22 protein-coding genes are annotated in these 20,552 nt (G+C 70.3%); 6 read left to right on the top strand and 16 right to left on the bottom strand.

Annotated elements, in window-relative coordinates; genetic code table 11:
- Window positions 1-375 precede the first annotated feature (375 nt).
- The 5 genes from OHA55_RS18225 to OHA55_RS18205 all read right to left on the bottom strand — a co-directional run bounded on the left by OHA55_RS18225 (window position 376) and on the right by OHA55_RS18205 (window position 4,028).
- On the bottom strand, window positions 376-669 hold the full coding sequence (locus OHA55_RS18225; protein WP_266707597.1) for a DUF4229 domain-containing protein: 294 nt from the start codon (window positions 667-669) through the stop codon (window positions 376-378).
- 160 nt (window positions 670-829) lie between these two features.
- Window positions 830-1,354, bottom strand: coding sequence for a GNAT family N-acetyltransferase (locus tag OHA55_RS18220; protein ID WP_266707595.1), 525 nt, complete (start codon window positions 1,352-1,354; stop codon window positions 830-832).
- 189 nt (window positions 1,355-1,543) lie between these two features.
- Window positions 1,544-2,707 carry an aminofutalosine synthase MqnE gene (mqnE, locus tag OHA55_RS18215; protein ID WP_266710776.1) on the bottom strand — a complete coding sequence of 388 codons (1,164 nt, stop codon included), beginning with the start codon at window positions 2,705-2,707 and terminating at the stop codon, window positions 1,544-1,546.
- A 49-nt stretch (window positions 2,708-2,756) separates the two neighbouring features.
- Window positions 2,757-3,212 (bottom strand): Lrp/AsnC family transcriptional regulator, encoded by a 456-nt coding sequence (locus OHA55_RS18210; protein WP_266707593.1) that lies wholly within the window; start codon window positions 3,210-3,212, stop codon window positions 2,757-2,759.
- A gap of 111 nt (window positions 3,213-3,323) precedes the next feature.
- The gene (locus tag OHA55_RS18205; protein WP_266710774.1) at window positions 3,324-4,028 is read right to left on the bottom strand and encodes a UbiX family flavin prenyltransferase; all 705 of its coding nucleotides are present in this window, start codon (window positions 4,026-4,028) and stop codon (window positions 3,324-3,326) included.
- Between the two features lie 160 nt (window positions 4,029-4,188).
- On the opposite strand from OHA55_RS18205, the gene OHA55_RS18200 reads away from it, so the two are divergent.
- Window positions 4,189-4,812, top strand: a complete 624-nt coding sequence (locus tag OHA55_RS18200; RefSeq protein WP_266707591.1) for a rhomboid family intramembrane serine protease — start codon at window positions 4,189-4,191, stop codon at window positions 4,810-4,812.
- Here the strand turns inward: OHA55_RS18200 and mqnP are convergent.
- The 4 genes from mqnP to OHA55_RS18180 all read right to left on the bottom strand — a co-directional run bounded on the left by mqnP (window position 4,802) and on the right by OHA55_RS18180 (window position 8,370).
- Entirely contained in the window at window positions 4,802-5,719 is a 918-nt protein-coding gene (gene mqnP / locus OHA55_RS18195) for a menaquinone biosynthesis prenyltransferase MqnP (RefSeq protein WP_266707589.1), read from the bottom strand. The genes OHA55_RS18200 and mqnP overlap by 11 nt on opposite strands.
- Window positions 5,716-7,173 carry a menaquinone biosynthesis decarboxylase gene (locus OHA55_RS18190; RefSeq protein ID WP_266707586.1) on the bottom strand — a complete coding sequence of 486 codons (1,458 nt, stop codon included), beginning with the start codon at window positions 7,171-7,173 and terminating at the stop codon, window positions 5,716-5,718. The genes mqnP and OHA55_RS18190 overlap by 4 nt, the downstream gene beginning before the upstream one ends.
- Before the next feature lie 98 nt (window positions 7,174-7,271).
- A complete protein-coding gene (locus OHA55_RS18185; protein WP_266707584.1) occupies window positions 7,272-7,577 on the bottom strand; it encodes a hypothetical protein in 306 nt (101 codons plus the stop codon).
- A 73-nt stretch (window positions 7,578-7,650) separates the two neighbouring features.
- Complete coding sequence (locus OHA55_RS18180) at window positions 7,651-8,370, bottom strand: GntR family transcriptional regulator (RefSeq protein ID WP_266707582.1); 720 nt, start codon at window positions 8,368-8,370, stop codon at window positions 7,651-7,653.
- A gap of 85 nt (window positions 8,371-8,455) precedes the next feature.
- On the opposite strand from OHA55_RS18180, the gene OHA55_RS18175 reads away from it, so the two are divergent.
- Both OHA55_RS18175 and OHA55_RS18170 read left to right on the top strand, forming a co-directional pair.
- Window positions 8,456-9,268 (top strand): bifunctional 2-polyprenyl-6-hydroxyphenol methylase/3-demethylubiquinol 3-O-methyltransferase UbiG, encoded by an 813-nt coding sequence (locus tag OHA55_RS18175; protein WP_266707580.1) that lies wholly within the window; start codon window positions 8,456-8,458, stop codon window positions 9,266-9,268.
- 68 nt (window positions 9,269-9,336) lie between these two features.
- The gene (locus OHA55_RS18170; RefSeq protein ID WP_266707578.1) at window positions 9,337-9,753 is read left to right on the top strand and encodes a PLD nuclease N-terminal domain-containing protein; all 417 of its coding nucleotides are present in this window, start codon (window positions 9,337-9,339) and stop codon (window positions 9,751-9,753) included.
- Window positions 9,754-9,835: 82 nt separating this feature from the next.
- Here the strand turns inward: OHA55_RS18170 and OHA55_RS18165 are convergent, their stop codons facing one another.
- The gene (locus tag OHA55_RS18165; RefSeq protein WP_266707576.1) at window positions 9,836-10,276 is read right to left on the bottom strand and encodes a MarR family winged helix-turn-helix transcriptional regulator; all 441 of its coding nucleotides are present in this window, start codon (window positions 10,274-10,276) and stop codon (window positions 9,836-9,838) included.
- Window positions 10,277-10,474: 198 nt separating this feature from the next.
- On the opposite strand from OHA55_RS18165, the gene OHA55_RS18160 reads away from it, so the two are divergent.
- Complete coding sequence (locus OHA55_RS18160; protein WP_266707574.1) at window positions 10,475-11,800, top strand: aldehyde dehydrogenase family protein; 1,326 nt, start codon at window positions 10,475-10,477, stop codon at window positions 11,798-11,800.
- A gap of 35 nt (window positions 11,801-11,835) precedes the next feature.
- Here the strand turns inward: OHA55_RS18160 and OHA55_RS18155 are convergent, their stop codons facing one another.
- From OHA55_RS18155 to OHA55_RS18130, 6 genes are all read right to left on the bottom strand, one after another.
- Window positions 11,836-12,549 carry a DUF2625 family protein gene (locus OHA55_RS18155; protein ID WP_266707572.1) on the bottom strand — a complete coding sequence of 238 codons (714 nt, stop codon included), beginning with the start codon at window positions 12,547-12,549 and terminating at the stop codon, window positions 11,836-11,838.
- An 87-nt stretch (window positions 12,550-12,636) separates the two neighbouring features.
- Window positions 12,637-13,719: a c-type cytochrome biogenesis protein CcsB gene (ccsB, locus tag OHA55_RS18150; RefSeq protein WP_266707570.1), complete on the bottom strand. Its 1,083-nt coding sequence runs from the start codon at window positions 13,717-13,719 to the stop codon at window positions 12,637-12,639.
- Window positions 13,716-15,506 carry a cytochrome c biogenesis protein ResB gene (locus OHA55_RS18145; RefSeq protein ID WP_266707568.1) on the bottom strand — a complete coding sequence of 597 codons (1,791 nt, stop codon included), beginning with the start codon at window positions 15,504-15,506 and terminating at the stop codon, window positions 13,716-13,718. The genes ccsB and OHA55_RS18145 overlap by 4 nt, the downstream gene beginning before the upstream one ends.
- A gap of 6 nt (window positions 15,507-15,512) precedes the next feature.
- Window positions 15,513-16,274, bottom strand: coding sequence for a cytochrome c biogenesis CcdA family protein (locus tag OHA55_RS18140; protein ID WP_266707566.1), 762 nt, complete (start codon window positions 16,272-16,274; stop codon window positions 15,513-15,515).
- Between the two features lie 4 nt (window positions 16,275-16,278).
- Window positions 16,279-16,890, bottom strand: a complete 612-nt coding sequence (locus tag OHA55_RS18135) for a TlpA disulfide reductase family protein (protein WP_266707564.1) — start codon at window positions 16,888-16,890, stop codon at window positions 16,279-16,281.
- A gap of 67 nt (window positions 16,891-16,957) precedes the next feature.
- Window positions 16,958-18,262, bottom strand: coding sequence for a hypothetical protein (locus OHA55_RS18130; RefSeq protein WP_266707562.1), 1,305 nt, complete (start codon window positions 18,260-18,262; stop codon window positions 16,958-16,960).
- Window positions 18,263-18,527: 265 nt separating this feature from the next.
- Between OHA55_RS18130 and OHA55_RS18125 the strand changes: the two genes are divergently transcribed.
- Together OHA55_RS18125 and OHA55_RS18120 are read left to right on the top strand one after the other, a co-directional pair.
- Window positions 18,528-19,031 (top strand): MarR family winged helix-turn-helix transcriptional regulator, encoded by a 504-nt coding sequence (locus OHA55_RS18125; RefSeq protein ID WP_266707560.1) that lies wholly within the window; start codon window positions 18,528-18,530, stop codon window positions 19,029-19,031.
- A gap of 272 nt (window positions 19,032-19,303) precedes the next feature.
- The gene (locus tag OHA55_RS18120) at window positions 19,304-20,518 is read left to right on the top strand and encodes a PP2C family protein-serine/threonine phosphatase (protein ID WP_266710771.1); all 1,215 of its coding nucleotides are present in this window, start codon (window positions 19,304-19,306) and stop codon (window positions 20,516-20,518) included.
- The last annotated feature ends 34 nt before the right edge of the window (window positions 20,519-20,552 follow it).

The following is a 20,552-nucleotide window of genomic DNA, read 5'->3' as shown; positions in this document are numbered from 1 at the left end:
TGTGGGGACGGAAGGCGGCGTCCTCGCCGGGAGGCGGCGCCGCTGCATGCTGTCGGTCAGACGCGACAACAGGCCGCGGTCGTGCGGCGGCAGAGATCGACGTGCAGGCGCGCCACGAGCGGGACGCCCGGGGCGTAGCGGATTCGCACTGCTGTCTTCATGTCGTTCACGTTAACACCGCGACTTTGAGGCCCTCAAAGTTTTTCTATGACCACGCGTCCCGTCGCGCGAGCCCGGCAGGGCGTGCATGAAAACACCAAAGACCCCGGCCCTGGAGCGACTTGCTCCGGATCGGGGTCCGACGTGCGCTCGCGCCCACGGGCGCGTGTGTGACGAAGGTTACGCCGGGAGTTCCGGCAGGACGTGAACCGCGCCCTACTGGACGACGTCCTCGCGCGTGCGGTTCGCCTCCAGGCGGGTCTTGGCGCGGCCCACCTTCTCGACGACCTGGGCGGACATCTCGTCGCGCTGCTTGCGCAGCAGCACGTAGCTCAGCGGGGCGGACAGCACCAGCCCGAGCAGCACCACCCAGATGACGTTGGAGCCACCGACGCCGGAGGGGATGACGCCGAAGTGGACGGCCACCCCGGAGACGAAGAAGCAGGCGACGAAAATCAGCAGTCGCAGCGCGGAGTAGCGGATCGTTGCGCTCGGCTTGGCAGCGGACACGGCTGAACCTCTCTCTACGTACGACGGTCGTGCGAACCTGCCCGACCAGTGAAGCATGCCCCGAAATCGTTCGGTTCACGGGGTTGCCGCGAGCCCCCGCACACCTCGGACACCCCCGGCTGAACTGCGGGAACGCGGACGGCGACCCCCGCCGGGCCGGTCAGCCGAGCGGGAGCAGCATGATGATGTCGTCCCGGTCGTCGCCCTCGGCGACCCGGATCCCGCCCGGCACCCGGCCCACTTCCTCGTAGCCGCAGCTCTTGTAGAAGCGGTCCACCCCGGTACCGCCCCGGCAGGTGAGCCGGACGGCCTCGATGCCGTCGATGCCGCGCGCCGACTCGGCCGCCGCCGCCATGAGGTCGCGCCCGTATCCCTTGCCCTGGTGGGAGGGGTGGACCATCACGGTGTAGAGCCAGAGCCAGTGCCTCATCAGCCGGTGGCTGTTGAGGCTGAGGAAGGCCGTCGCGGCCACCGCTCCGTTCTCGTCCCGCCCGACGAGCAGCCGGGTCTGGCCCTGGACGATCGCGGTGAGGTGCTTGAGCAGCTCGGGGCGGATGTCCTCGGTGGTGACCGGCGGTACGAACCCGACCGCGCCGCCCGCGTTGGAGACGTCGGTCCAGAGCGCCAGGAGGCCGTCGCGCAGCTCGGGGTCGAAGGCGGGGTCCAGGGTGAAGGTAAGAGGCATAGGGCCAGGTTAACCATTACACCCGGATGGGCTCAACCAGCTTTCCGGTATGCGGGACACACAGCCGGGGAGCAGGTGACGGCACGCCCGGGACGGACGGCGAAGGGCCCCGGCCGCAGGTCGTCCACCTGCGGCCGAGGCCCTCGAAACCGAGCAGAACCGGGCCGCTCCGGCCCGTCACGCGGTACGTCAGACCCGCATCGCCTGCGGCGACTCGCGCCGGTCGGCGTCCGGGCCCGGGTACTCGCGGATGATCTCGTACCGGGTGTTGCGCTCGACGGGCTGGAAGCCCGCGTCCCGGATGAGCTCCAGCAGATCGTCACGGCCGAGCTTGTTCGGCGTGCCGTAGTTGTCCGCGTCGTGCGTGATCTTGTACTCGACGACCGAGCCGTCCATGTCGTCCGCGCCGTGCTGGAGCGCCAGCTGGGCGGTCTGCACGCCGTGCATCACCCAGAACACCTTGACGTGCGGGACGTTGTCGAACAGCAGCCGGGACACGGCGAAGGTCTTCAGCGCCTCGGCGCCGGTGGCCATCGTGGTGCGCGCCTGAAGCTTGTTGCGGACCTTGCCGTCCTTCATGTCCACGAAGTCGTGCTGGTAGCGCAGCGGGATGAAGACCTGGAAACCGCCGGTCTCGTCCTGCATCTCCCGCAGCCGCAGCACGTGGTCGACGCGGTGACGGGGCTCCTCGATGTGCCCGTACAGCATCGTCGCCGGGGTCTTGAGACCCTTCTCGTGCGCGAGGCGGTGGATGCGCGACCAGTCTTCCCAGTGGGTGTTGTGGTCGACGATGTGCTGGCGGACCTCCCAGTCGAAGATCTCCGCGCCGCCGCCGGTCAGCGACTCCAGACCGGCCTCGATCAGCTCGTCGAGGATCTCGGAGGCGCTGAGCCCGGAGATGGTCTCGAAGTGGTGGATCTCCGTCGCCGTGAACGCCTTCAGCGCCACGCTCGGCAGCGCCTCCTTGAGGGCGCTGAGCGAGCGCGGGTAGTACCGCCAGGGCAGGGTCGGGTGCAGCCCGTTGACGATGTGCAGCTCGGTGAGGTTGTCGTTCTCCATCGCCTTGGCGAGGCGGACGGCCTCCTCGATGCGCATCGTGTACGCGTCCTTCTCGCCCGGCTTGCGCTGGAACGAGCAGTACGCGCACGAAGCGGTGCACACGTTCGTCATGTTGAGGTGCCGGTTGACGTTGAAGTGCACGACGTCGCCGTTCTTGCGGGTGCGCACCTCGTGGGCCAGACCGCCGAGCCAGGCCAGGTCGTCGGACTCGTAGAGAGCGATCCCGTCCTCGCGGCTCAGCCGCTCGCCGGCCCGGACCTTCTCCTCCAGCTCGCGCTTGAGTCCCGCGTCCACAGATTCGCCTCTCATTTCTCTCCGAAACAGACTTCCCGTAACCGTACGCCTAGCGCTCTTCGGGAAGCTCCCCGACCCGGTTCTCCCACTTGGTGGAGAGCACGATGGTGGTACGCGTACGGGAGACGCCCTTGGTTCCGCTGAGGCGGCGGATGGTCTTCTCCAGGCCGTCCACGTCGCCGACGCGCACCTTGAGCATGTAGGAGTCGTCGCCCGCGATGAACCAGGCGTCCTCGATCTCCTCAAGATCGCGCAGCCGGCGGGCCACGTCCTCGTGGTCGGCCGCGTCGGAGAGGGAGATGCCGATCAGCGCGGTGACGCCGAGGCCGAGCGCCGCCGCGTTGACGGTGGCGCGGTAACCGGTGATGACCCCGGCCGACTCCAGCCGGTTGATCCGGTCGGTGACGCTGGGGCCGGAGAGGCCGACGAGCCGGCCCAGTTCGGCGTACGACGCCCGGCCGTTCTCCCGGAGGGCCTGGATGAGCTGCCTGTCCACCGCGTCCATATGACAGAACCTTCCATTGTTCAGCGCTATCGCAAGTCTACGTATAGAAAGTAAGGCGAATAGGGCTAAAGCCCTGCGAATCTTTCGGGAGATCCGAGAAGCGCTCGGCTCTCAGGTGGTACGCGAACCGGCGGGCGCACCGGTACGTGAACCGTTCTGCGAACCCCCACCGAGCTGCCCCTCCCAGCGGCGGTACAGGCCGTGCGGCACCCCCGCCGCGTCCAGCACCCGTCCGGCGACGAAGTCCACCAGGTCCTGGATGTGCGTGGCGCCCGCGTAGAACGCCGGGGAGGCGGGCAGCACCACGGCCCCCGCCTCGTCCAGGGCCACCATCTGCTTCAGCGTCGCCCCGCTCAGGGGTGTTTCACGTACGGCGACGACCAGCGTGCGCCGCTCCTTGAGCGTGACGCTCGCCGCCCGCTGGAGCAGGTCCTTCGACAGCCCGAGCGCGACCCCGGCCACGCAGGCCGTCGAGGCCGGCACGATGAGCATCCCCTTCGCCGGGTACGACCCCGAGGACGGTCCTGCGGCGAGGTCCCCGGCGGGCCAGTGGCGCACCCCGGAGAGGTCCGGGGCGAAGGTGTCCGGCTTGCCGTCCGCGCCCCGCGCGAGCCACTCGCGCAGGTCGTCCCGCCAGTGCGCGTCACGGAAGGCGATTCCCGTCTCGTCCAGCAGCGTGAGCCGCGAGGCGCGGCTCACCACCAGGTCCACGTCCTCACCGGCGGCGATCAGACCGCGCACCACCGAAGCGGCGAACGGGGTCCCCGAGGCGCCGGACACCCCGACAATCCAAGGCCGTCGCCGCTGCTGACTCACTGAAGTCGTGGATTCCACACGCCGAGAGTATCCGTCCCCCGCGCACCGGCCGAACCCGGAACCGGGCAGGGACTCCCGGGCGTTGTCACCTCGGGCCCTTCGACGAAAGGCCCTGATGCCGTCCGGAGGCCCTGATGCCGTCCGGTCCGGGGAGGAAGCCATGACCGACATCCGTACGAACCCCGGGGGCGGGGCGGGAACGGGGGCCGGTGCGCGGGCCGTGGCGGCAGCGGTGCTGATGCTCGGCTGGGTGGCGCTGCTCTGGGCGCTGGAGGGCGTCGACGCCCTGACCGGTCACGCGCTCGACCCGTACGGCATCAGCCCGCGCGACCCCGCCGAGCTCCTCGACGTGGTGCCCGCCGCCTTCCTGCACGGCGGCTGGGACCATCTCGCGTCCAACACCGTGCCGCTGCTGGTCCTCGGCTGGACGGCGGCACTCGCCGGAATCCGCCGGTTCCTCGGCGTGGTACTCACCATCGTGTTGACGAGCGGTCTGGGCGTCTGGCTGACGGCCCCCGCGCACACGGTCACGCTCGGGGCGTCCGGGGTGATCTTCGGACTCTTCGGATACCTGCTGGTCCGGGGCTTCGTGGACCGCCGGGCGCTCGACGTCGTGATCGGCGTCCTCGTCGCGGTCGTCTACGGCTCGATCGTCTGGGGCGTGCTCCCCACCGACTCCGGCATCAGCTGGCAGGCACACCTCTTCGGCCTGATCGGCGGGGTGGGCGCGGCCTTCGCGTTCCGGCGGCCGCGTCCGCTCCCGTACACCGGGATCACGGCGTGAGGCCGCGCACCACCAGGTCGAGCAGGGTGCAGGCGAAGAGCGCCATGCCGATGAAGCCGTTGACGGAGAAGAACGCCCGGTTGAGCCGGGACAGGTCGTGCGGGCGCACCACCCGGTGCTCGTACACGAAGGCCACGGCGACGACCACCATGCCGATCCAGTAGAAGAGCTCCGCGTCGGTGGCGAGGCCGAACCAGACGAGCAGCCCGGTCGTGATCGCGTGGCAGACCCGGGCGCCCCAGAGCGCCGCCGGAATGCCGAAGCGGGCGGGCACCGAGAGCACGCCGTGCGCGCGGTCGGCGCGGACGTCCTGGCAGGCGAAGATCAGGTCGAAGCCGCCGATCCAGACGCCGACGGCCAGCCCGAGGATGACCGCGTCCCACGACCAGCTGCCGGTCACCGCGAGCCAGGCGCCGATCGGGCCCATGGCCTGGGCGATGCCGAGGATGGCGTGCGGGAAGTTCGTGAACCGCTTGCCGTACGGGTAGACCACCATCGGCACGATCGCGAGCGGGGCGAGCGCCAGGCAGAGCGGGTTGAGGAGGGCCGCGGCGCCGAGGAAGAAGACCAGCGCGACCACGGCGCCCGTCCACGCGGAGCGCACGGAGACCGCGCCGGTGACGATCTCGCGGGTCGCGGTGCGCGGATTGCGGGCGTCGATCTCCCGGTCGATGATCCGGTTCGCGGCCATCGCGAAGGTCCGCAGGCCGACCATCGCCACCGTGACGAGCAGCAGCTCGACCCAGTGGATCGACTCTGTGTCCTGGAACATCGCGATCAGCGCGGCGATGTACGCGAAGGGCAGCGCGAACACCGAGTGCTCGATCATCACCAGCCGCAGGAACGCCTTCACCTTGCTACTGGGCTGCGCCGGGCCGTGGCCCAGCGCTGCTTCTGCGGCAGTCACAGTCCGTATTCCTTCCAGCGGCGGTCGACCTTCGCCGCCGTCTCCGGGTCGGACTCGACCATCTCCGGCCAGCCTCCGTCCCGCGTGTACCCCTCCTCGGGCCACTTCCTCGTCGCGTCGATGCCCGCCTTGCCACCCCAGAACTGCTGGTAGGAAGCGTGGTCGAGGTGATCGACCGGCCCCTCGGTGACGGTCAGGTCCCGGGCGTAGTCGGTGTTGCCGAGCGCCCGCCAGGCCACCTCGTGCAGATCGTGGACGTCGCAGTCGGAGTCCACGACGACGATCAGCTTGGTCAGCGACATCATGTGGGCGCCCCAGATGGCACTCATGACCTTCTGGGCGTGCTTGGGGTACTTCTTGTCGATCGAAACGATCGCACAGTTGTGGAAGCCGCCGGCCTCGGGCAGGTGGTAGTCCACGATGTCCGGGACGATGATCTTCAGCAGCGGCAGGAAGAACCGTTCGGTGGCGCGGCCCAGCGGCCCGTCCTCGGTGGGCGGGCGGCCGACCACGATCGACTGGAGCAGCGGACGCTTCCGCATGGTCACGCAGTCGATGGTCAGCGCGGGGAACGGTTCCTGCGGGGTGTAGAAGCCGGTGTGGTCGCCGAAGGGACCCTCCGGGAGCATCTTCCCCGGCTCCAGCCAGCCCTCGATGACGACCTCGGCGTTGGCCGGGACCTGGAGCGGCACCGTCTTGCAGTCGACCATCTCGATCCGCTTGCCCTGGACGAACCCGGCGAAGAGGTACTCGTCGATGTCCCCGGGCAGCGGTGCGGTGGACGCGTACGTCACGGCGGGCGGGGCGCCGAAGGCGATGGCCACCGGAAGCCGCTCGCCGCGCTTGGCGGCGACCTGGTAGTGGTTGCGGCTGTCCTTGTGGATCTGCCAGTGCATGCCGATGGTCCGGCGGTCGTGACGCTGGAGGCGGTAGAGCCCGAGGTTGCGGACGCCGGTCTCGGGGTGCTTGGTGTGGGTGAGCCCCAGGTTGAAGAAGGAGCCGCCGTCCTCGGGCCAGGTGAAGAGCGCGGGAAGCTGTTCGAGGTCCACGTCGTCGCCCATGAGGACGACCTCCTGGACGGGGGCGCTCTCCCCCTTCACCTTCTTCGGCGGCACGTGGATCATCGAGCCGAGCTTCCCGAAGGCCTCGCGCACGCCGACGAACCCGTGCGGCAGCTCCGGCTTCAGCAGCCCGCCGATCTTGTCGCTGATGTCCGAGTACGCCTTCAGCCCGAGCGCCTTCAGCAGCCGCCGGTCGGTGCCGTACACGTTCATGGCCAGGGGCATCGAGGACCCCTTGACGTTCTCGAAGAGCAGCGCGGGCCCGCCGGCCTTGTTCACGCGGTCGACGATCTCGCCGACTTCGAGGTACGGATCGACCTCGGCCTTGATGCGCTTGAGATCGCCCTCACGTTCCAAGGCCCGGAGCAGGGAGCGAAGATCGTCGTAAGCCATGCCCACCAGTTTGTCATCCTCCCCTCACTCCCCCTCGGCCCCTCCCCCACCGCCGCGCCGGGGGGGGCGGGGCGGGTGCGCGGGCAGCAGCGCGTCCCTCAGGTCATCCGCTCACGTTCCAGCCGACCGCCTCGGCTTTCCGCGATCCGCAGAGCGTCGGTGAGGCACTCGGAGAGCCTGGTGGCGGCGAAGCGAAGCTCCAAGACCGTCGCGTCGGCGTCCTCCACGAGCGAGTGCGCGTACTCCTGAATCTCGACGGCCATGCGGATCTGCATCCGCTCCATCTCGTCCGCCATGCGCGAGACAGGGCCGTGCCCGTCCGTGACGAGGTAGCAAGGGGCGCCGTCGTCCCGCACCCAGGGAAGTAACCGAGCCACCGAGTGGTCGAGTTGATCTGGTGCCATACACGGAAGACTGGACCGGTTGACCGGTCCAGTCAAGAGATGTCGAACGCCTTCAGCCCATCGGGTAACAGCCTCAACTCATCGGGTAGGCGTCGGTGCGTTCCCAGACCTGTGCCGGTGTCACACCCTCCTCGCAGACGAGCGGCCTCCCCTCGGAGTCCGATGCCGTGTGAAGGACGACGGCGACCGCTTCGGGAAGAGTGAGACCCAGAAGTTCCGCCTCGTCCTCGGAGGCCAGCCGGACCGTCGACACGTCGACGCCCTCAGCGGGGCGCCTGCCGGTGGTGCGGGCGACGTAGTGGGTGGTGCCCTCCATCAGCGGTCCGGCTTGCGCGAGCCTCGGGCAGGCATCGGCGATGTCCGGCGGGAACCAGGCGACCACCAGCGACTGCGGCGATCCGTCGTCCAGCAGCATGAGGCGGTCGCGGCGGAGTGCGGCGACCCCCGCGGCCAGACCCAGCGCCTCGGCCACCCTCTCCGGAGGCTCTTGCCGGGCCGGCGTCCCGAGGCGGCGGAAGGCCGAGCCGCCCGAGAGACGCGCGGAACCTGCGGTCCGTCGCCCCGCCGGGCGCGCCAAGGGCGTCTCCATCACTGTGAACCCAGACCCCTGCCGCGCGACGACCAACCCGTCCGCGCGGAGTACATCCATCGCCTTGATGACGGTCGCCCGCGAGACGGACCACTGCTCACAGAGGTCACGACCGGACGGGAGAAGGTCGCCCGGTCCGAACTCACCTTCGGTGATACGGGAACGCAGCGCCTCCGCGATCTGCTCGTACTTGAGAAGCGGCATCGCAGCCTCCTGTTCGCTGGACTGGTCAACCGGTTAGGTTAGTCCAGGAGTTCGCTCCCCCTCATGGCTGCCCCAGGAGGCACGCATGGCACCGCATCACGTACCGCCCGGGATCATCGACTTCTACGCCTCCGGCTACGACGAGGGCAGTCGGCTCACCAAGAGCGCTGACGGGGTGCTGGAGCTGGTGCGGACGCAGGAGCTGCTGCGCAGGCATCTGCCGCCCGCCCCGGCGAAGGTGCTCGACGTGGGCGGCGGCCCCGGGGCGCACGCGCGGTGGCTGGTGGAGGCGGGGTACGCGGTCCGCCTCGTCGACCCGGTGGAACGGCACGTCCAGGAGGCGCTGGAGACCGGGGCCACCGCCGAGCGGGGGGACGCGCGGGCGCTGACGGCGGCGGACGGTTCGTACGACGCGGTGCTGCTCCTCGGCCCGCTCTACCACCTGACCGATCCCGCCGACCGGAAGGCGGCGCTGGCGGAAGCCCGACGGGTGGTCCGGCCGGGCGGGCTCGTCGCGGCGGCGGGCATCAACCGGTACGCCCCGCTCTTCGAGCACACCGCCTACGCCCACCTGCACGAACCCGCCATCGGGGAGAGCATCGTGGAGAGCCTGGCGACAGGGGTGTACGACGGCCGGCGCGGGTTCACCGAGGCGTACTTCCACACCCCGGAGGAACTGGCGGCCGAACTGCGCGACTCCGGGTGCGAGGACCCGGTGGTGTACGGGATCGAGGGGCCTGCCTGGTCGCTGCTGAAGGCGACGGAACAGCACACCGGGGAGTCGCTCGTGGGCTCCCCGCTTTTCGAGTCCGCGCTCGCCGCGGCCCTGCTGGCGGAGCCTCATCCGCAGCTGCTCGCCGCCAGTTCACATCTACTGGCCGTGGGCTGTCACCGGTAGCCGGTACCCTGACGCCTCACCGGGGGCCTTCACGCCCCGCCGCCGTTTCCGGGGGGAAATCCTCAACCATGCTCAGGGCCCTGATCTACCTCCTGCCGCTGGCGCTGACGATCTACGCCTTCATCGACTGCCTCAACACCCCGGAGGACGAGGCCAAGCACCTGCCGAAGGTCGCCTGGGTCTTCATCATCCTGCTGTTCTGGATCGTCGGTCCGATCGTCTGGCTGGCGGCGGGCAAGCTGCGCCACGCGCCCGCCGCAGGCCGTACGCCCTCCGAGTGGCACCGCAACCACCGCACCCAGTGGGTGGCGCCCGACGACAACCCGGAGTTCCTCCAGAGCCTCCGCGCGGAGAACAAGAAGGACGAGTCGCTCCTGAAGGACTGGGAGGCCGACCTGCGCCGCCGCGAGGACGAACTCAAGCGCCGCGAGCGCGGTACCGGCCCCGACGAGGCCCCGGGCACCCCGCCTCCGGCGACCGCCTGACCGGCGACTCGCCCGTACGACAGAGCCCGCACGGGCCGGGAGACCGGACCGCGCGGGCTCTTCCGCGTTCAGGGACGGCCGCTCACGCGCCCAGCAGCCCGCCCAGCCGCTTCAGCAGCGGCAGCAGCGCGGTGCGTTCCTCCGGGGTGAGCGCCTCCAGGGCACCGTGCACCACTCGCATCTCGGCGCGGAGGCGGTGCGCCAGCCCGGTGCCCTCGGGGGTGCGGGAGGCGACCTTGGAGCGGCGGTCGCCGGGGGCGGGGGTGCGGACGAGCAGGCCCCGGGTCTCCATGCGGCCGACGAGCCCGGTGGCGTTGGACGCGTCGCAGACCAGGTGGCGGGCGAGGGCGCTCATCGGCATCGGCGCGTCGAGTGCGATGAGGGCGCGGGCCTGCGCGCTGCTCAGGCCGTGGCGGGCGGCGACGGCGGTGAGGTCGTCGGAGTGACCCCGGACGACGACAGCCAGGGGCTCCAGCAGATCGTCCGGGGTGGGGACGGCGCGGGGTGCCGGTTCCGGGGGCATGGGGTGGTCATCCTTGGGCAGGGGCGCGGCCGGGTGAGCGGCGCGGAGTAAGCGTGCGGACCCTCCACGGTACGTCGCGGGCGCGCCGCACTCCGATTATTTGACTTACTCAACTTCCGGCAGTTACATGAAAAGCGTTGCTTGATGATGTCAACTTCCCCACGGCCCACCCCACCCGCCTCTCCGCAGGGAGCCCCCATGCCCGCCGAGTCCCCGGCCGCCCCGGCCGACGTCGTCGCCCGCCTCCGCACCACCTTCCGCACCGGCCGTACGAAGGACCTGGCCTGGCGCACCCACCAGCTGGAGCGGCTGCGCGCTCTGCTCACCGAGCACGGCGACGAGCTGGCCGAGGCGCTCCACGCGGACCTCGGCAAGAGCCGCACCGAGTCCTACCGGACCGAGATCGACTTCACCGTCCGCGAGATCGACCACACCCTGGAGCACCTCGAAGACTGGCTGCGCCCCGAACCTGCCCCCGTGCACGCCGGGCTCGCCGCCGCCGGCGCCACCGCGCTCACCGTGCGCGACCCGCTCGGGGTCGTCCTGGTCATCGCCCCGTGGAACTACCCGGTGCAGCTGCTGCTCGCCCCTCTCGCGGGCGCGCTGGCGGGCGGCAACTGCGTGATCGCCAAGCCCAGCGAGCTGGCCCCCGCCACCTCCGCCGCCGTGGCCCGGCTGCTCCCGCGCTTCCTGGACACCGACGCGGTCGCCGTCGTCGAGGGTGCCGTCGAGGAGACCACGGCCCTGCTGGAGGAACGTTTCGACCACATCTTCTACACCGGCAACGGCACGGTCGGCCGGATCGTGATGACCGCCGCCGCGAAGCACCTCACCCCGGTGACGCTGGAGCTGGGCGGCAAGTCCCCGGTCTTCGTGGACCGGAACACCGACCTCAAGACGGTCGCGCAGCGGCTCGCCTCGGGGAAGTTCCTCAACGCGGGCCAGACCTGCGTGGCCCCCGACTACGTCCTCACCGACCCCGAGACCGCCACCGCCCTCGCGGACGCGCTCGCCGCCGCCGTCGAGGCGCAGTTCGGCACGGACCCCTCGGCCTCCACCGAGTACGGCCGGATCATCAACGAGCGCCACTTCGACCGCCTGGTACGCCTGCTGGACTCGGGCCGCACGGTCACCGGCGGCGCCCACGACCGGGCCACGAAGTACATCGCGCCGACCGTCCTCGCCGATGTCGCCCCGGACGCGCCGGTGATGGGCGAGGAGATCTTCGGCCCGGTGCTGCCGATCCTCACGGTGGCAGGGCTGGACGAGGCGATCGGGTTCATCAACGACCGGGACAAGCCACTGGCGCTCTACGCGTTCACCGAGTCGCCCGAGGTCCGCGAACGGCTGCTGAACGAGACCTCCTCGGGCGGCGTCGGAATCGGTCTGCCGCTGGCCCACCTGACCGTCTCCGACCTGCCCTTCGGCGGGGTCGGCGAGAGCGGCATGGGCAGTTACCACGGCCCCTACTCGATCGACACCTTCACCCACCGCAAGGCCGTCCTGGACACCCCGCTCGGCTGAGCCCCCAGACCCCGCCCGGCAGAGGCGCAGCGAGGTCAGACCCTGCCCAGGAGCCCAGGGTCGGCCGGGCCCATCTGCCGGCCGAAGTCGGCGGCCACGCCAAGTACCTCCCGCATCGGTACGGCGCGACGGCTGGTGGCCGCGAGGTCGTCCCTGGCCTCCTTCGACCACAGGAACGGGAACACGGAGAACCCCTGGTCGCAGGAGAGCGCGGCGGCCTCCTCGCGCCAGCCGGGCCACCGCAGGTCCCGGTAGAACCCTTCCGTTCCCCCGGAGGCCAGCCAGGAGACCCACCCCGAGTGGCCCGTCTCCAACGCCTCCCACTCCAGCGAGTCGGGGGCGAAGTAGATCATCTGGCCCGGGAGGCCGGGCCGGGCCGCCGCCTCGGGATCGTGGCCGTTCAGCGCGAAGACCCCGCCCAGGACGTCATGGCCGACGATCAGGCCGTCGGCCGGATACCAGGCGGGATCGAGGTCGGCGGGAAAGGCGTTGACCCGGGCGAGGCTCGGCAGTCCGCCGCCGCCACCGCCGAACACGCGGACCCACCCGTCGACGAGCAGGCCGCCGCTGTGCCACGCCAGGGCGCCGAGCGTCGACCCGACGGTGACCTGCATCTGGACCAGGCACCGCTCGGCCTCGGCCCGGTCGGCGGGGAGCACGTCGACCTGAGCCGGGCCGTCCGAGAACAGTTCCCGCACCTCGGGCCAGGCCGGGTTGTCCACGTGGATGAGTTCGTCGAGTGCGCGCATCCCCGGATGATCCCAGCACACGAAAAGCGGCTGCCCGCTCCCCCGTACGTACGGGAGGGGCGGGCAGCCGTCGCACGTGGTGGTGCGTCAGACCCCGGCGTAGGAGTGCTTGCCGGTGATGAAGATGTTGACGCCGTAGTAGTTGAACAGCCAGCAGCCGAACGCGATGAGCGCCAGGTAGGCGGCCTTGCGGCCCTTCCAGCCTGCGGTCGCGCGGGCGTGCAGGTAGCAGGCGTAGGCGACCCAGGTGATGAACGACCAGGTCTCCTTGGCGTCCCAGCCCCAGTAGCGGCCCCATGCCTCGCCGGCCCAGATCGCGCCCGCGATGATCGTGAACGTCCAGAGCGGGAAGACGGCCGCGTTGGCGCGGTACGAGAACTTGTCGAGCGTCGCCGCGGAGGGCAGCCGGTCCAGCACGGACTGGGCGAACCGGCCCGGCGTCTCGCCGTTCTCGACCTTCCGCTCGTAGCTGTCGCGGAAGAGGTAAAGCAGCGTGGCGACGGCGCCGAGGAAGAAGACCGCGCCGCAGATGATCGCGGTGGAGACGTGGATCCACAGCCAGTACGAGTGGAGCGCCGGCACCAGCTGGTCGCTGTCCGTGTAGAGGACGGTGGTCGCGATGCCGAGGTCCAGCAGGACGACCGTGACCAGCAGCAGACCCATCCAGCGGACGTTCTTCCGCAGCAGGAGCAGGATCAGGTAGGCCGCGACGGCGACGGTGGAGAAGGTGATCGAGAACTCGTACATGTTGCCCCAGGGGGCGCGCTCCACCGAGAGCGCGCGGGCGACGACGCCGCCCGCCTGTACGAAGAAGGCGAGCACGGTCATCGAGACCGCGATCCGGCCCCACAGGTCGCCCTGGAACGTGCCGCCGGAGGCACCGGGGCCGTCCGGGACGTCACGGGTGCCGGCGGCGGACCGGGTGACCACCTTCGGGCGTTCCAGCACGGCGGTCGCACCGCCGGCCTTGGTGACCTGGACCTTCACCGAGGAGTTGGCGGCGGCCCCGGCGTCGAGCGCGGCGGCCGTGCGGCCGACCTTGCTGCGGCTGCCGAACACCCATTCCGCGATGTGCGCGAGGAAGGCCAGGGTGTAGACGGCCATCGACGAATAGATCAGCACATTGCTGGTGTGCGCCAGATTCTCGTTGGTGGCGGCGGCGAGATTCACTTCTCAGCCCCTTCGGCAGTTTCTGCGGCAGGTACGTCGGGACCGGGTTCGGCCACGGAGTCGGTAGCGGGCCCTTGGCCGGGAACAGGGTCGGGGCCGGGCTGCGGATCGGGTGCGGTCGGCGCCACGTCGTTCAGCGCCACCGCCAGGGCGAGCAGTTCCTCGGGCAGCTTCGCGGACTCGCTGCGGCCGAGTCCGGCCATCTCCACGACGGTCACCCCGTCGGCCCCGCGCACGGCCCGCACCCAGACGCGGCGGCGCTGGATGAAGAGCGAACCGGCGAGTCCGGCGATGGCGGCGATGGCCCCGCCGAGCGCCCAGCCGGCGGCGGGCTGCTTCGAGATCTGGAAGCTGGCCCACTCCTCGACGCCGTCGAAGGTGATGGAGCCCGCGCCGTCCGGGAGCTGCATGGTCTCGCCGGGAGCCAGGCGCTGCTTGAGGTTGTTGCCGTCGGCGTCCTTGAAGGGCTTCAGCTTGTCCGTGTTGAGCTGGTAGACGTTCTGCGGGAGGCCGGAGTCGACGCCGAGGCTGCCGTGCAGCGCGTTGAGCGCCAGCACCGGGTTCTCCGCGCCGGGGAACTGGGAGAGCATCGTGCCACTGCCCGCCCCGGCGAAGGTCGGTACGAAGAACGCGCTGAAACCGAGCTGGTCCCGCTTGCCGTTCTTGTCCTTGTAGCCGTCCATGACCTTGATGGCGCCGGACGAGGTGATGTTGGCGTCACGCGGCAGCAGCGGCACGGCGCCCTTGAAGACCTGCTTGCCCTTGCCGTCCCGGACGGTGACCGCCGGGGCGTAGCCGTGCGAGATCAGGAAGATCTTGGTGCCGTCGATCACCAAGGGCTCGTTGACCTTGATGACGCCCTTCTTGTCCTTGCCGTACGCGCCCTCGGCGTACGTCACCCGTGCCTCGAAGGTGCGGGGCGTGCCCCGCTGGGGGCCGGTCTTCTCGTACGTGCCGACGAAGTCGTCGAGGGTGAAGCTGAACGGCGTCAGCGAGTCGCTGTCGTAGAGCGAACCGGACTTGAAGTCGTCGTACTGCGTCAGCGTGTTGGCGAAACCGTCGCCCTCGGTGACGAGCTTGCCGCCCTCGTACTTGAAGAGCGAGCCGACGGCGAAAGCCACCAGCATCACGATGAGCGCGACGTGGAAGATCAGGTTGCCGGCCTCGCGGAGATATCCCTTCTCCGCCGCGACCGCGTCGCCCACCGTGTGGGAGCGGAACCGCCGCTTGCGCAGCAGGGCGAGCGCGGCCTCGCGGACCTGCTCCGGTTCGGCCTCCGTGCGCCAGGTCGTGTACGCGGGCAGCCGGGTCAGGCGCTTCGGGGCGTGCGGCGGGCGGCTGCGCAGCTGGCCCACGAACTGGACGCTGCGCGGCAGGATGCAGCCGATGAGCGAGACGAACAGCAGGATGTAGATCGCGGAGAACCACACCGAGCTGTAGACGTCGAAGAGCTGGAGCTTCTCGTAGATCGGGGTGACCGCGGTGTGCGCGTTCTTGAAGGTCAGCACCTTCAGCTCGTCCACGCTGTTCTGCGGGATCAGCGAGCCGGGGATGGCGCCGAGCGACAGCAGGAAGAGCAGGATCAGCGCGACCCGCATCGAGGTGAGCTGGCGCCAGAACCAGCGGATCCAGCCGACGACGCCCATGGCGGGCAGCCCGGCCTCGCGGTCGGGGCGCTCCTCCACGGGTGCGGTGGAGAGCTGTGCTCCGGCGTCACCGAGCTCCCGGGCGTCCTGCTCGTCGGCGCGCGCGGCGTCGCGCTCGTCAGTGGTGTTCAGCTTGCTCAATGGAACTCAGATCCCCACAGTGAAACCGTTGGACCAGCCCTGCACGTCCTGCATGAACGTGGCCCAGAGGCCGGTCAGCAGCAGGATGCCGGTCGCGATCATCATGACGCCCCCGATGCGCATGACCCAGGCGTAGTGGCGCTTGACCCAGCCGAATGCTCCGAGCGCCTTGCGGAAGGCGACGGCGGCGAGGACGAACGGGACACCGAGTCCCAGACAGTACGCGACCGTCAGAAGTGCCCCGCGCTCGGCGGTGCCCTGGTCGAAGGCGAGCATGGACACCGCGCTCAGCGTCGGGCCGAGGCAGGGGGTCCACCCGATCCCGAAGAGGGCGCCCAGCAGCGGGGCGCCCAGCAGCCCGGTGACGGGTCTGCGGTGGATGCGGAACTCGCGCTGGGTCATCCACGGCATCAGCCCCATGAAGAAGACGCCCATGAGGATCATCAGCACGCCGAGGACCTTCTGGAGTGCCTCGCTGTGTTCCTGGAGGTTGCCGCCGAAGTAGCCGAAGAGCGCCCCGCCCGAGACGAACACGGCGGTGAAGCCGAGGACGAAGAGGGAGGCGCCGCCGACGATCCTGCCCCGCCGGGCCTGCGCGAGGTCGGTGCCGCTGATGCCGGTGACGTAGCTCAGGTAGCCGGGGACCAGCGGCAGGACGCAGGGCGAGAAGAACGACACGAGACCGCCGAGGAGCGCGATCGGCACGGCGGCCAGCAGCGCGCCGTTGACGACCGTCTCGTTGTACGTGGCGGCGGCGAGAGCGGTCACCGGGTCACTTCTCCGCGATCAGCGGGTCGATCATCTTGTGCAGCTGTTCCGCGTCGAGCGCCTGGAGGGTGCGGGCGGCGATGCGTCCCTCGCGGTCGATGACCACGGTCGACGGGATGGTCTGCGGGTTCAGCGTGCCCTTGGGGAAACGGAGGATGAGCTTGCCGACCGGGTCGTAGAGGCTGGGGTAGGTGATGTCCGCGTCGGCCTCGAAGTTCACCGCGGCGTCCTTCTGCGTGTCGCGGGTGTTGATGCCGACGAACTGGACGCCCTGGCCGGCGGTCTCCTTGGAGACCGCGGCGAAGTGCTTCGCCTCCGCCCGGCAGGGGCCGCACCACGATCCCCAGACGTTGATGACGACGACCTTGCCCTTGTAGGCGGCGACGTCGAGCTTCTCGCCCTCCAGCGTGCTGCCTTCGAGCTCCGGGGCTGCCTTGCGGTCCTTCGCGGCCACGGTCGAGATGCCGCCGCTGCCGGTGACGAAGTTGGTGTCACCGCCGCCGCCCGACTTGACGTCGTCCCCGCCGCACGCGGACAGGGTCAGTGCACCGGCCACGACGGCGGTCGTGGCGGCGAGCAGGGTGAAGCGGCGTCGGGGTGCGCGGCCATGGCTCATGTGAAAAGTTTCGCATGGCAGTTCCGGGGATCTTGGGCACCCCCCTCGGTGCCCGTAAAGCCCCTTGTCAGGCCTGCTTAAAGAAAGCGTTCCAGCCACCCGCGGGCGCCTGACCGACCTCCAGTGTACGGAGCTTCGCCAGAACTTCCGGGTCCTGGACGTCCAGCCAGTCCACGAACTGGCGGAACGAGACGAGCCGTACGTCCGGCTGTCCGGCCACTTCCTTGATCACCTCTTCGACGGCGTCCATGTAGATACCGCCGTTCCACTCCTCGAAGTGATTGCCGATGTAGAACGGCGCGCGATTCGTCTCGTACGCGCGACGGAAACCGGCGAGGTAGGAACCGGTCGCCTGTTCGCGCCAGCCGGGATAGCGCGAGGGCATGCCCCGGGTGGAATTCTGCGACTGGTTGGCGAGGATGTTGTAGTCCATCGAGAGGACCTCGAAGGTGTGACCGGGGAACGGCATTCCCTGGAGCGGGAGATCCCATACGCCGAATCGTTTCTCCGGCCACATCTGCACCCCGCCCGGCGAACTCGCGTCGTACCGCCAGCCGAGCCTGCTCGCGGTCGGCAGCAGGTTCTCCTGGCCGAGGAGGCAGGGGGTGCGCCCGCCGGTGAGTTCCTTCCGGTAGTCGAAAGGCAGCGGTTCGACGTTCTCCCAGCCGCTGTTCGTACGCCATTGCGTCACGAAGGAGATGGCCTGATTGATCTCGCTGTGCCACTGCGCGGGAGTCCAGTTCTCGACCGATCCGGAACCGGCGCAGAAATGCCCGTTGAAGTGGGTGCCGATCTCGTGGCCGTCGAGCCACGCCTCACGCACGTACCGCAGGGTCAGCTTGACGTGCTCGTCGGTGAGGTAGCCGATGTCGGACGCGCCGCGCGGATTGTTGGGCGGCTGGTAGAGGGAGCTCTTCGACTCGGGCAGCAGATAGATCCCGGAGAGGAAGAAGGTCATCGCGGCGTCGTGTTCCCGGGCGAGTTCGAGAAAGCGCGGGAAAAGACCGTTGCCGACCTCACCCGCACCGTCCCAGGAAAAGATCACGAACTGCGGGGGCGTCTGGCCGGGTTCGAGCGGGACGGGGGCGTCGGGCTGTTTCGGCTGCTTTCCGGTGTCGGAGGTCGAGCCGTCACCGATCAGCCGTGCGGCACTGTTCGCCGGCCCCTTTCCGTGCCCCTGCCGTCCGCCGGCTCCGGGCTCGTGACCGAGAGGCGTGGCAGCGGCCCCCGGGGAACTCTTTTCCGGACCCGGGTCCGCCCCGCCCCCGGAACCCAGTGAGCCGCAGCCCGCGATTCCCGCGGCGGCTGCGGCTCCCAGGCCCGCTCCCAGCAGTCCCCTCCGGTTGATGTTGTTCGCGTGTTTCTGGTTCACGTCCAGTCCCCATCAGCGGTCGTTTTGTCTCATGCCCATACAAACTGGCTATGGCTGAGATGAGAGGAGCGACGCGATGGTTCCTGCGATTAAATGATTTTCACTACACGACCGGACCCTCACCGGGTCTCCACATACGCCCTCCGCCCGGAACCCGGGCCGTAACCCGCCGTTCGGACGCCCCCGCCGAGGGAGCCCCACCCGCCCCGCCTCCCGGCGACCGCGCGGGCTGACAACGGCGCCGCAGGGGTGGCACAGTGGAGCGATGTTCCCGCGCCGGCCGTCGCCCCCCCAAGAAGTGGCTCGTACCGCGTCCGAGGTGACGGATCTGCTCGCGGTCCTCTGGGGAAGAGCCCAGGCCGACGCTCCGGCCGGCCCCACCTCCCCCTCCCAGCTGCGCGCACTGCTGGCGATCGAGCGCCGGGAGGGCGGCAACATGCGGGCCCTCGGCGAGGCGCTGGGGTCCACCCCGCCCGCGACGAGCCGCCTCTGCGACCGGCTGGAAGCGGCCGGCCTCGTCGAACGCCGCCTCAGCACGGCCAGCCGCCGGGAGATAGAGCTCTACCTGAGCCGCCCCGGCCGGGCCCTGCTGGACGAGATCAGGGCCGCCCAGGTGCGCGAGGTCTCGCTGGTGCTCGCGGCGATGGATCCCGAGGCGGCCGAGGCGCTGCACAAGGGGCTCGCGGCGTTCCGGGACGCCGCGGCGGAAGCGGTGGACGGGGACGGATACGAGCGTGACGCACCGGCCTGGCTGGCCAACCCCGCCTGAGCACCCCGACTCCGCCGCTCCGGCCCGTGCCAGGGCGACCGGTACGCACCGTTTCGTCCCGCACCGCCCCGACCAGGGATGTTTACTTCCTGCAATTGTTGTCAGTGAACAACTATTGCCTCTAGTCTCGTCGCGGACGCACCGTGCGGCCCCATGGCCGGCCGGTCCATGGTGAGAGGAGGCACAGCGCCTTGGGCACCCCGCCCCCCACCGTCCTCACACCTCACGACGGCAGTTCCTCCGAGCCGTCGCGCACCGCCGATGCCGTCTCCCTGCCCGCCGCCCGTACCGGCCACGTCCCGGGCTTCGACCTGTGGAGCGGCGACGGGCCGAGCGTCCTGCTGATCGAGGACGACCCCGGGGACGCCCTGCTGGTGGAGGAGATGGTCGCCGACAGCGGAGTGGCCATCGACCTCTCCTGGGCGCGGACGCTCGCGGAGGCGCTCGACGTCCTCGACCGGGACACCCCCGAGTGCGTCCTGCTCGACCTCCACCTGCCCGACTCCCAGGGTCTCGGCGCGCTGGAGACGATCTTCTCCCGCTCGCCGGACACGGCCGTCGTCGTCCTGACCGGGCTCGCGCAGGAGGAGTCCGGCCTCGCCGCGGTCTCCGGCGGCGCCCAGGACTACCTGATCAAGGGCCGCCTCGAAGCCGACCTCTTCGTCCGGGCCATCCGCTACGCGATACAGCGCAAGCGCGCCGAGCGGGCCGCCGCCGACCTCCGCGAGAGCCGGATGCTGGCCGCCGAGAACAGCCGGGTCGAACGCGGCCTGCTGCCCACCCCGCTGCTCCTCGACGGCACCGCCCAGGTCTGCTCCCGCTACCGCCCCGGCCGCGCCCAGACCCTCCTCGGCGGCGACTTCTACGACGTCGTCCAGACACCCGACGGCACCACGCACGCGGTCGTCGGCGACGTCTCCGGCCACGGCCCCGACGAGGCCGCCCTCGGGGTGTGCCTGCGGGTCGCCTGGCGCTCCTTCATCCTCTCCGGGGCGCGCGGGCAGCGGCTGCTGGACCTGCTCGAACAGATGCTGGTGGCCGAGCGGTCCGGCCCCGAGATCTTCGCGACCCTCACCACGCTCAGCCGGGCGGCCCGCGCCCCGCGGGTGGAGGTCCTGCGCGCCGGCCACCCGGGACTGCTGGTGCGCCCGCCCGACGGACCGGTCCGCCTGGAGGAAGTGCCGGGCGGCCCCGTCCTCGGCCTGCTGCCCGGCCGCGCGCACTGGCCGGTGACCGTGCTGGAGGCGCCCCGGGGTACGCGGCTCGCGCTCTTCACCGACGGCCTCATCGAGGGCCGCACCGGCAAGGGGCACGAACGCCTCGGCGAGGAAGGCCTCGTGGAGATCGCACGGGAGTACCCCCACCGCCTGCCCGCCGACGCCTTCGTGGACGCGGTCGTCCAACGGTGCGAGGACCTCGCCGCCGACAGCGGCGGACTCGCCGACGACGTGGCCGTACTCCACCTCGGCTGGACGGACACCGTGTGACGGCGGCGCCCTCACCGGCCACGCCCCGCCCCGC

Origin of the sequence: Streptomyces sp. NBC_00102, from assembly GCF_026343115.1 — a bacterium.
Lineage (GTDB): Bacteria > Actinomycetota > Actinomycetes > Streptomycetales > Streptomycetaceae > Streptomyces.
This window is presented reverse-complemented; position numbering and strand designations above follow the sequence as displayed.

Coding starts and splice junctions, on each gene's coding strand:
- OHA55_RS18220 (WP_266707595.1), bottom strand. CDS start 1,354: ATGCCTCTTACCTTCACCCTGGACCCCGCCTTCGACCCCGAGCTGCGC.
- OHA55_RS18210 (WP_266707593.1), bottom strand. CDS start 3,212: ATGGACGCGGTGGACAGGCAGCTCATCCAGGCCCTCCGGGAGAACGGC.
- OHA55_RS18200 (WP_266707591.1), top strand. CDS start 4,189: ATGACCGACATCCGTACGAACCCCGGGGGCGGGGCGGGAACGGGGGCC.
- OHA55_RS18190 (WP_266707586.1), bottom strand. CDS start 7,173: ATGGCTTACGACGATCTTCGCTCCCTGCTCCGGGCCTTGGAACGTGAG.
- OHA55_RS18185 (WP_266707584.1), bottom strand. CDS start 7,577: ATGGCACCAGATCAACTCGACCACTCGGTGGCTCGGTTACTTCCCTGG.
- OHA55_RS18180 (WP_266707582.1), bottom strand. CDS start 8,370: ATGCCGCTTCTCAAGTACGAGCAGATCGCGGAGGCGCTGCGTTCCCGT.
- OHA55_RS18175 (WP_266707580.1), top strand. CDS start 8,456: ATGGCACCGCATCACGTACCGCCCGGGATCATCGACTTCTACGCCTCC.
- OHA55_RS18170 (WP_266707578.1), top strand. CDS start 9,337: ATGCTCAGGGCCCTGATCTACCTCCTGCCGCTGGCGCTGACGATCTAC.
- OHA55_RS18165 (WP_266707576.1), bottom strand. CDS start 10,276: ATGCCCCCGGAACCGGCACCCCGCGCCGTCCCCACCCCGGACGATCTG.
- OHA55_RS18160 (WP_266707574.1), top strand. CDS start 10,475: ATGCCCGCCGAGTCCCCGGCCGCCCCGGCCGACGTCGTCGCCCGCCTC.
- OHA55_RS18155 (WP_266707572.1), bottom strand. CDS start 12,549: ATGCGCGCACTCGACGAACTCATCCACGTGGACAACCCGGCCTGGCCC.
- OHA55_RS18135 (WP_266707564.1), bottom strand. CDS start 16,890: ATGAGCCATGGCCGCGCACCCCGACGCCGCTTCACCCTGCTCGCCGCC.
- OHA55_RS18125 (WP_266707560.1), top strand. CDS start 18,528: ATGTTCCCGCGCCGGCCGTCGCCCCCCCAAGAAGTGGCTCGTACCGCG.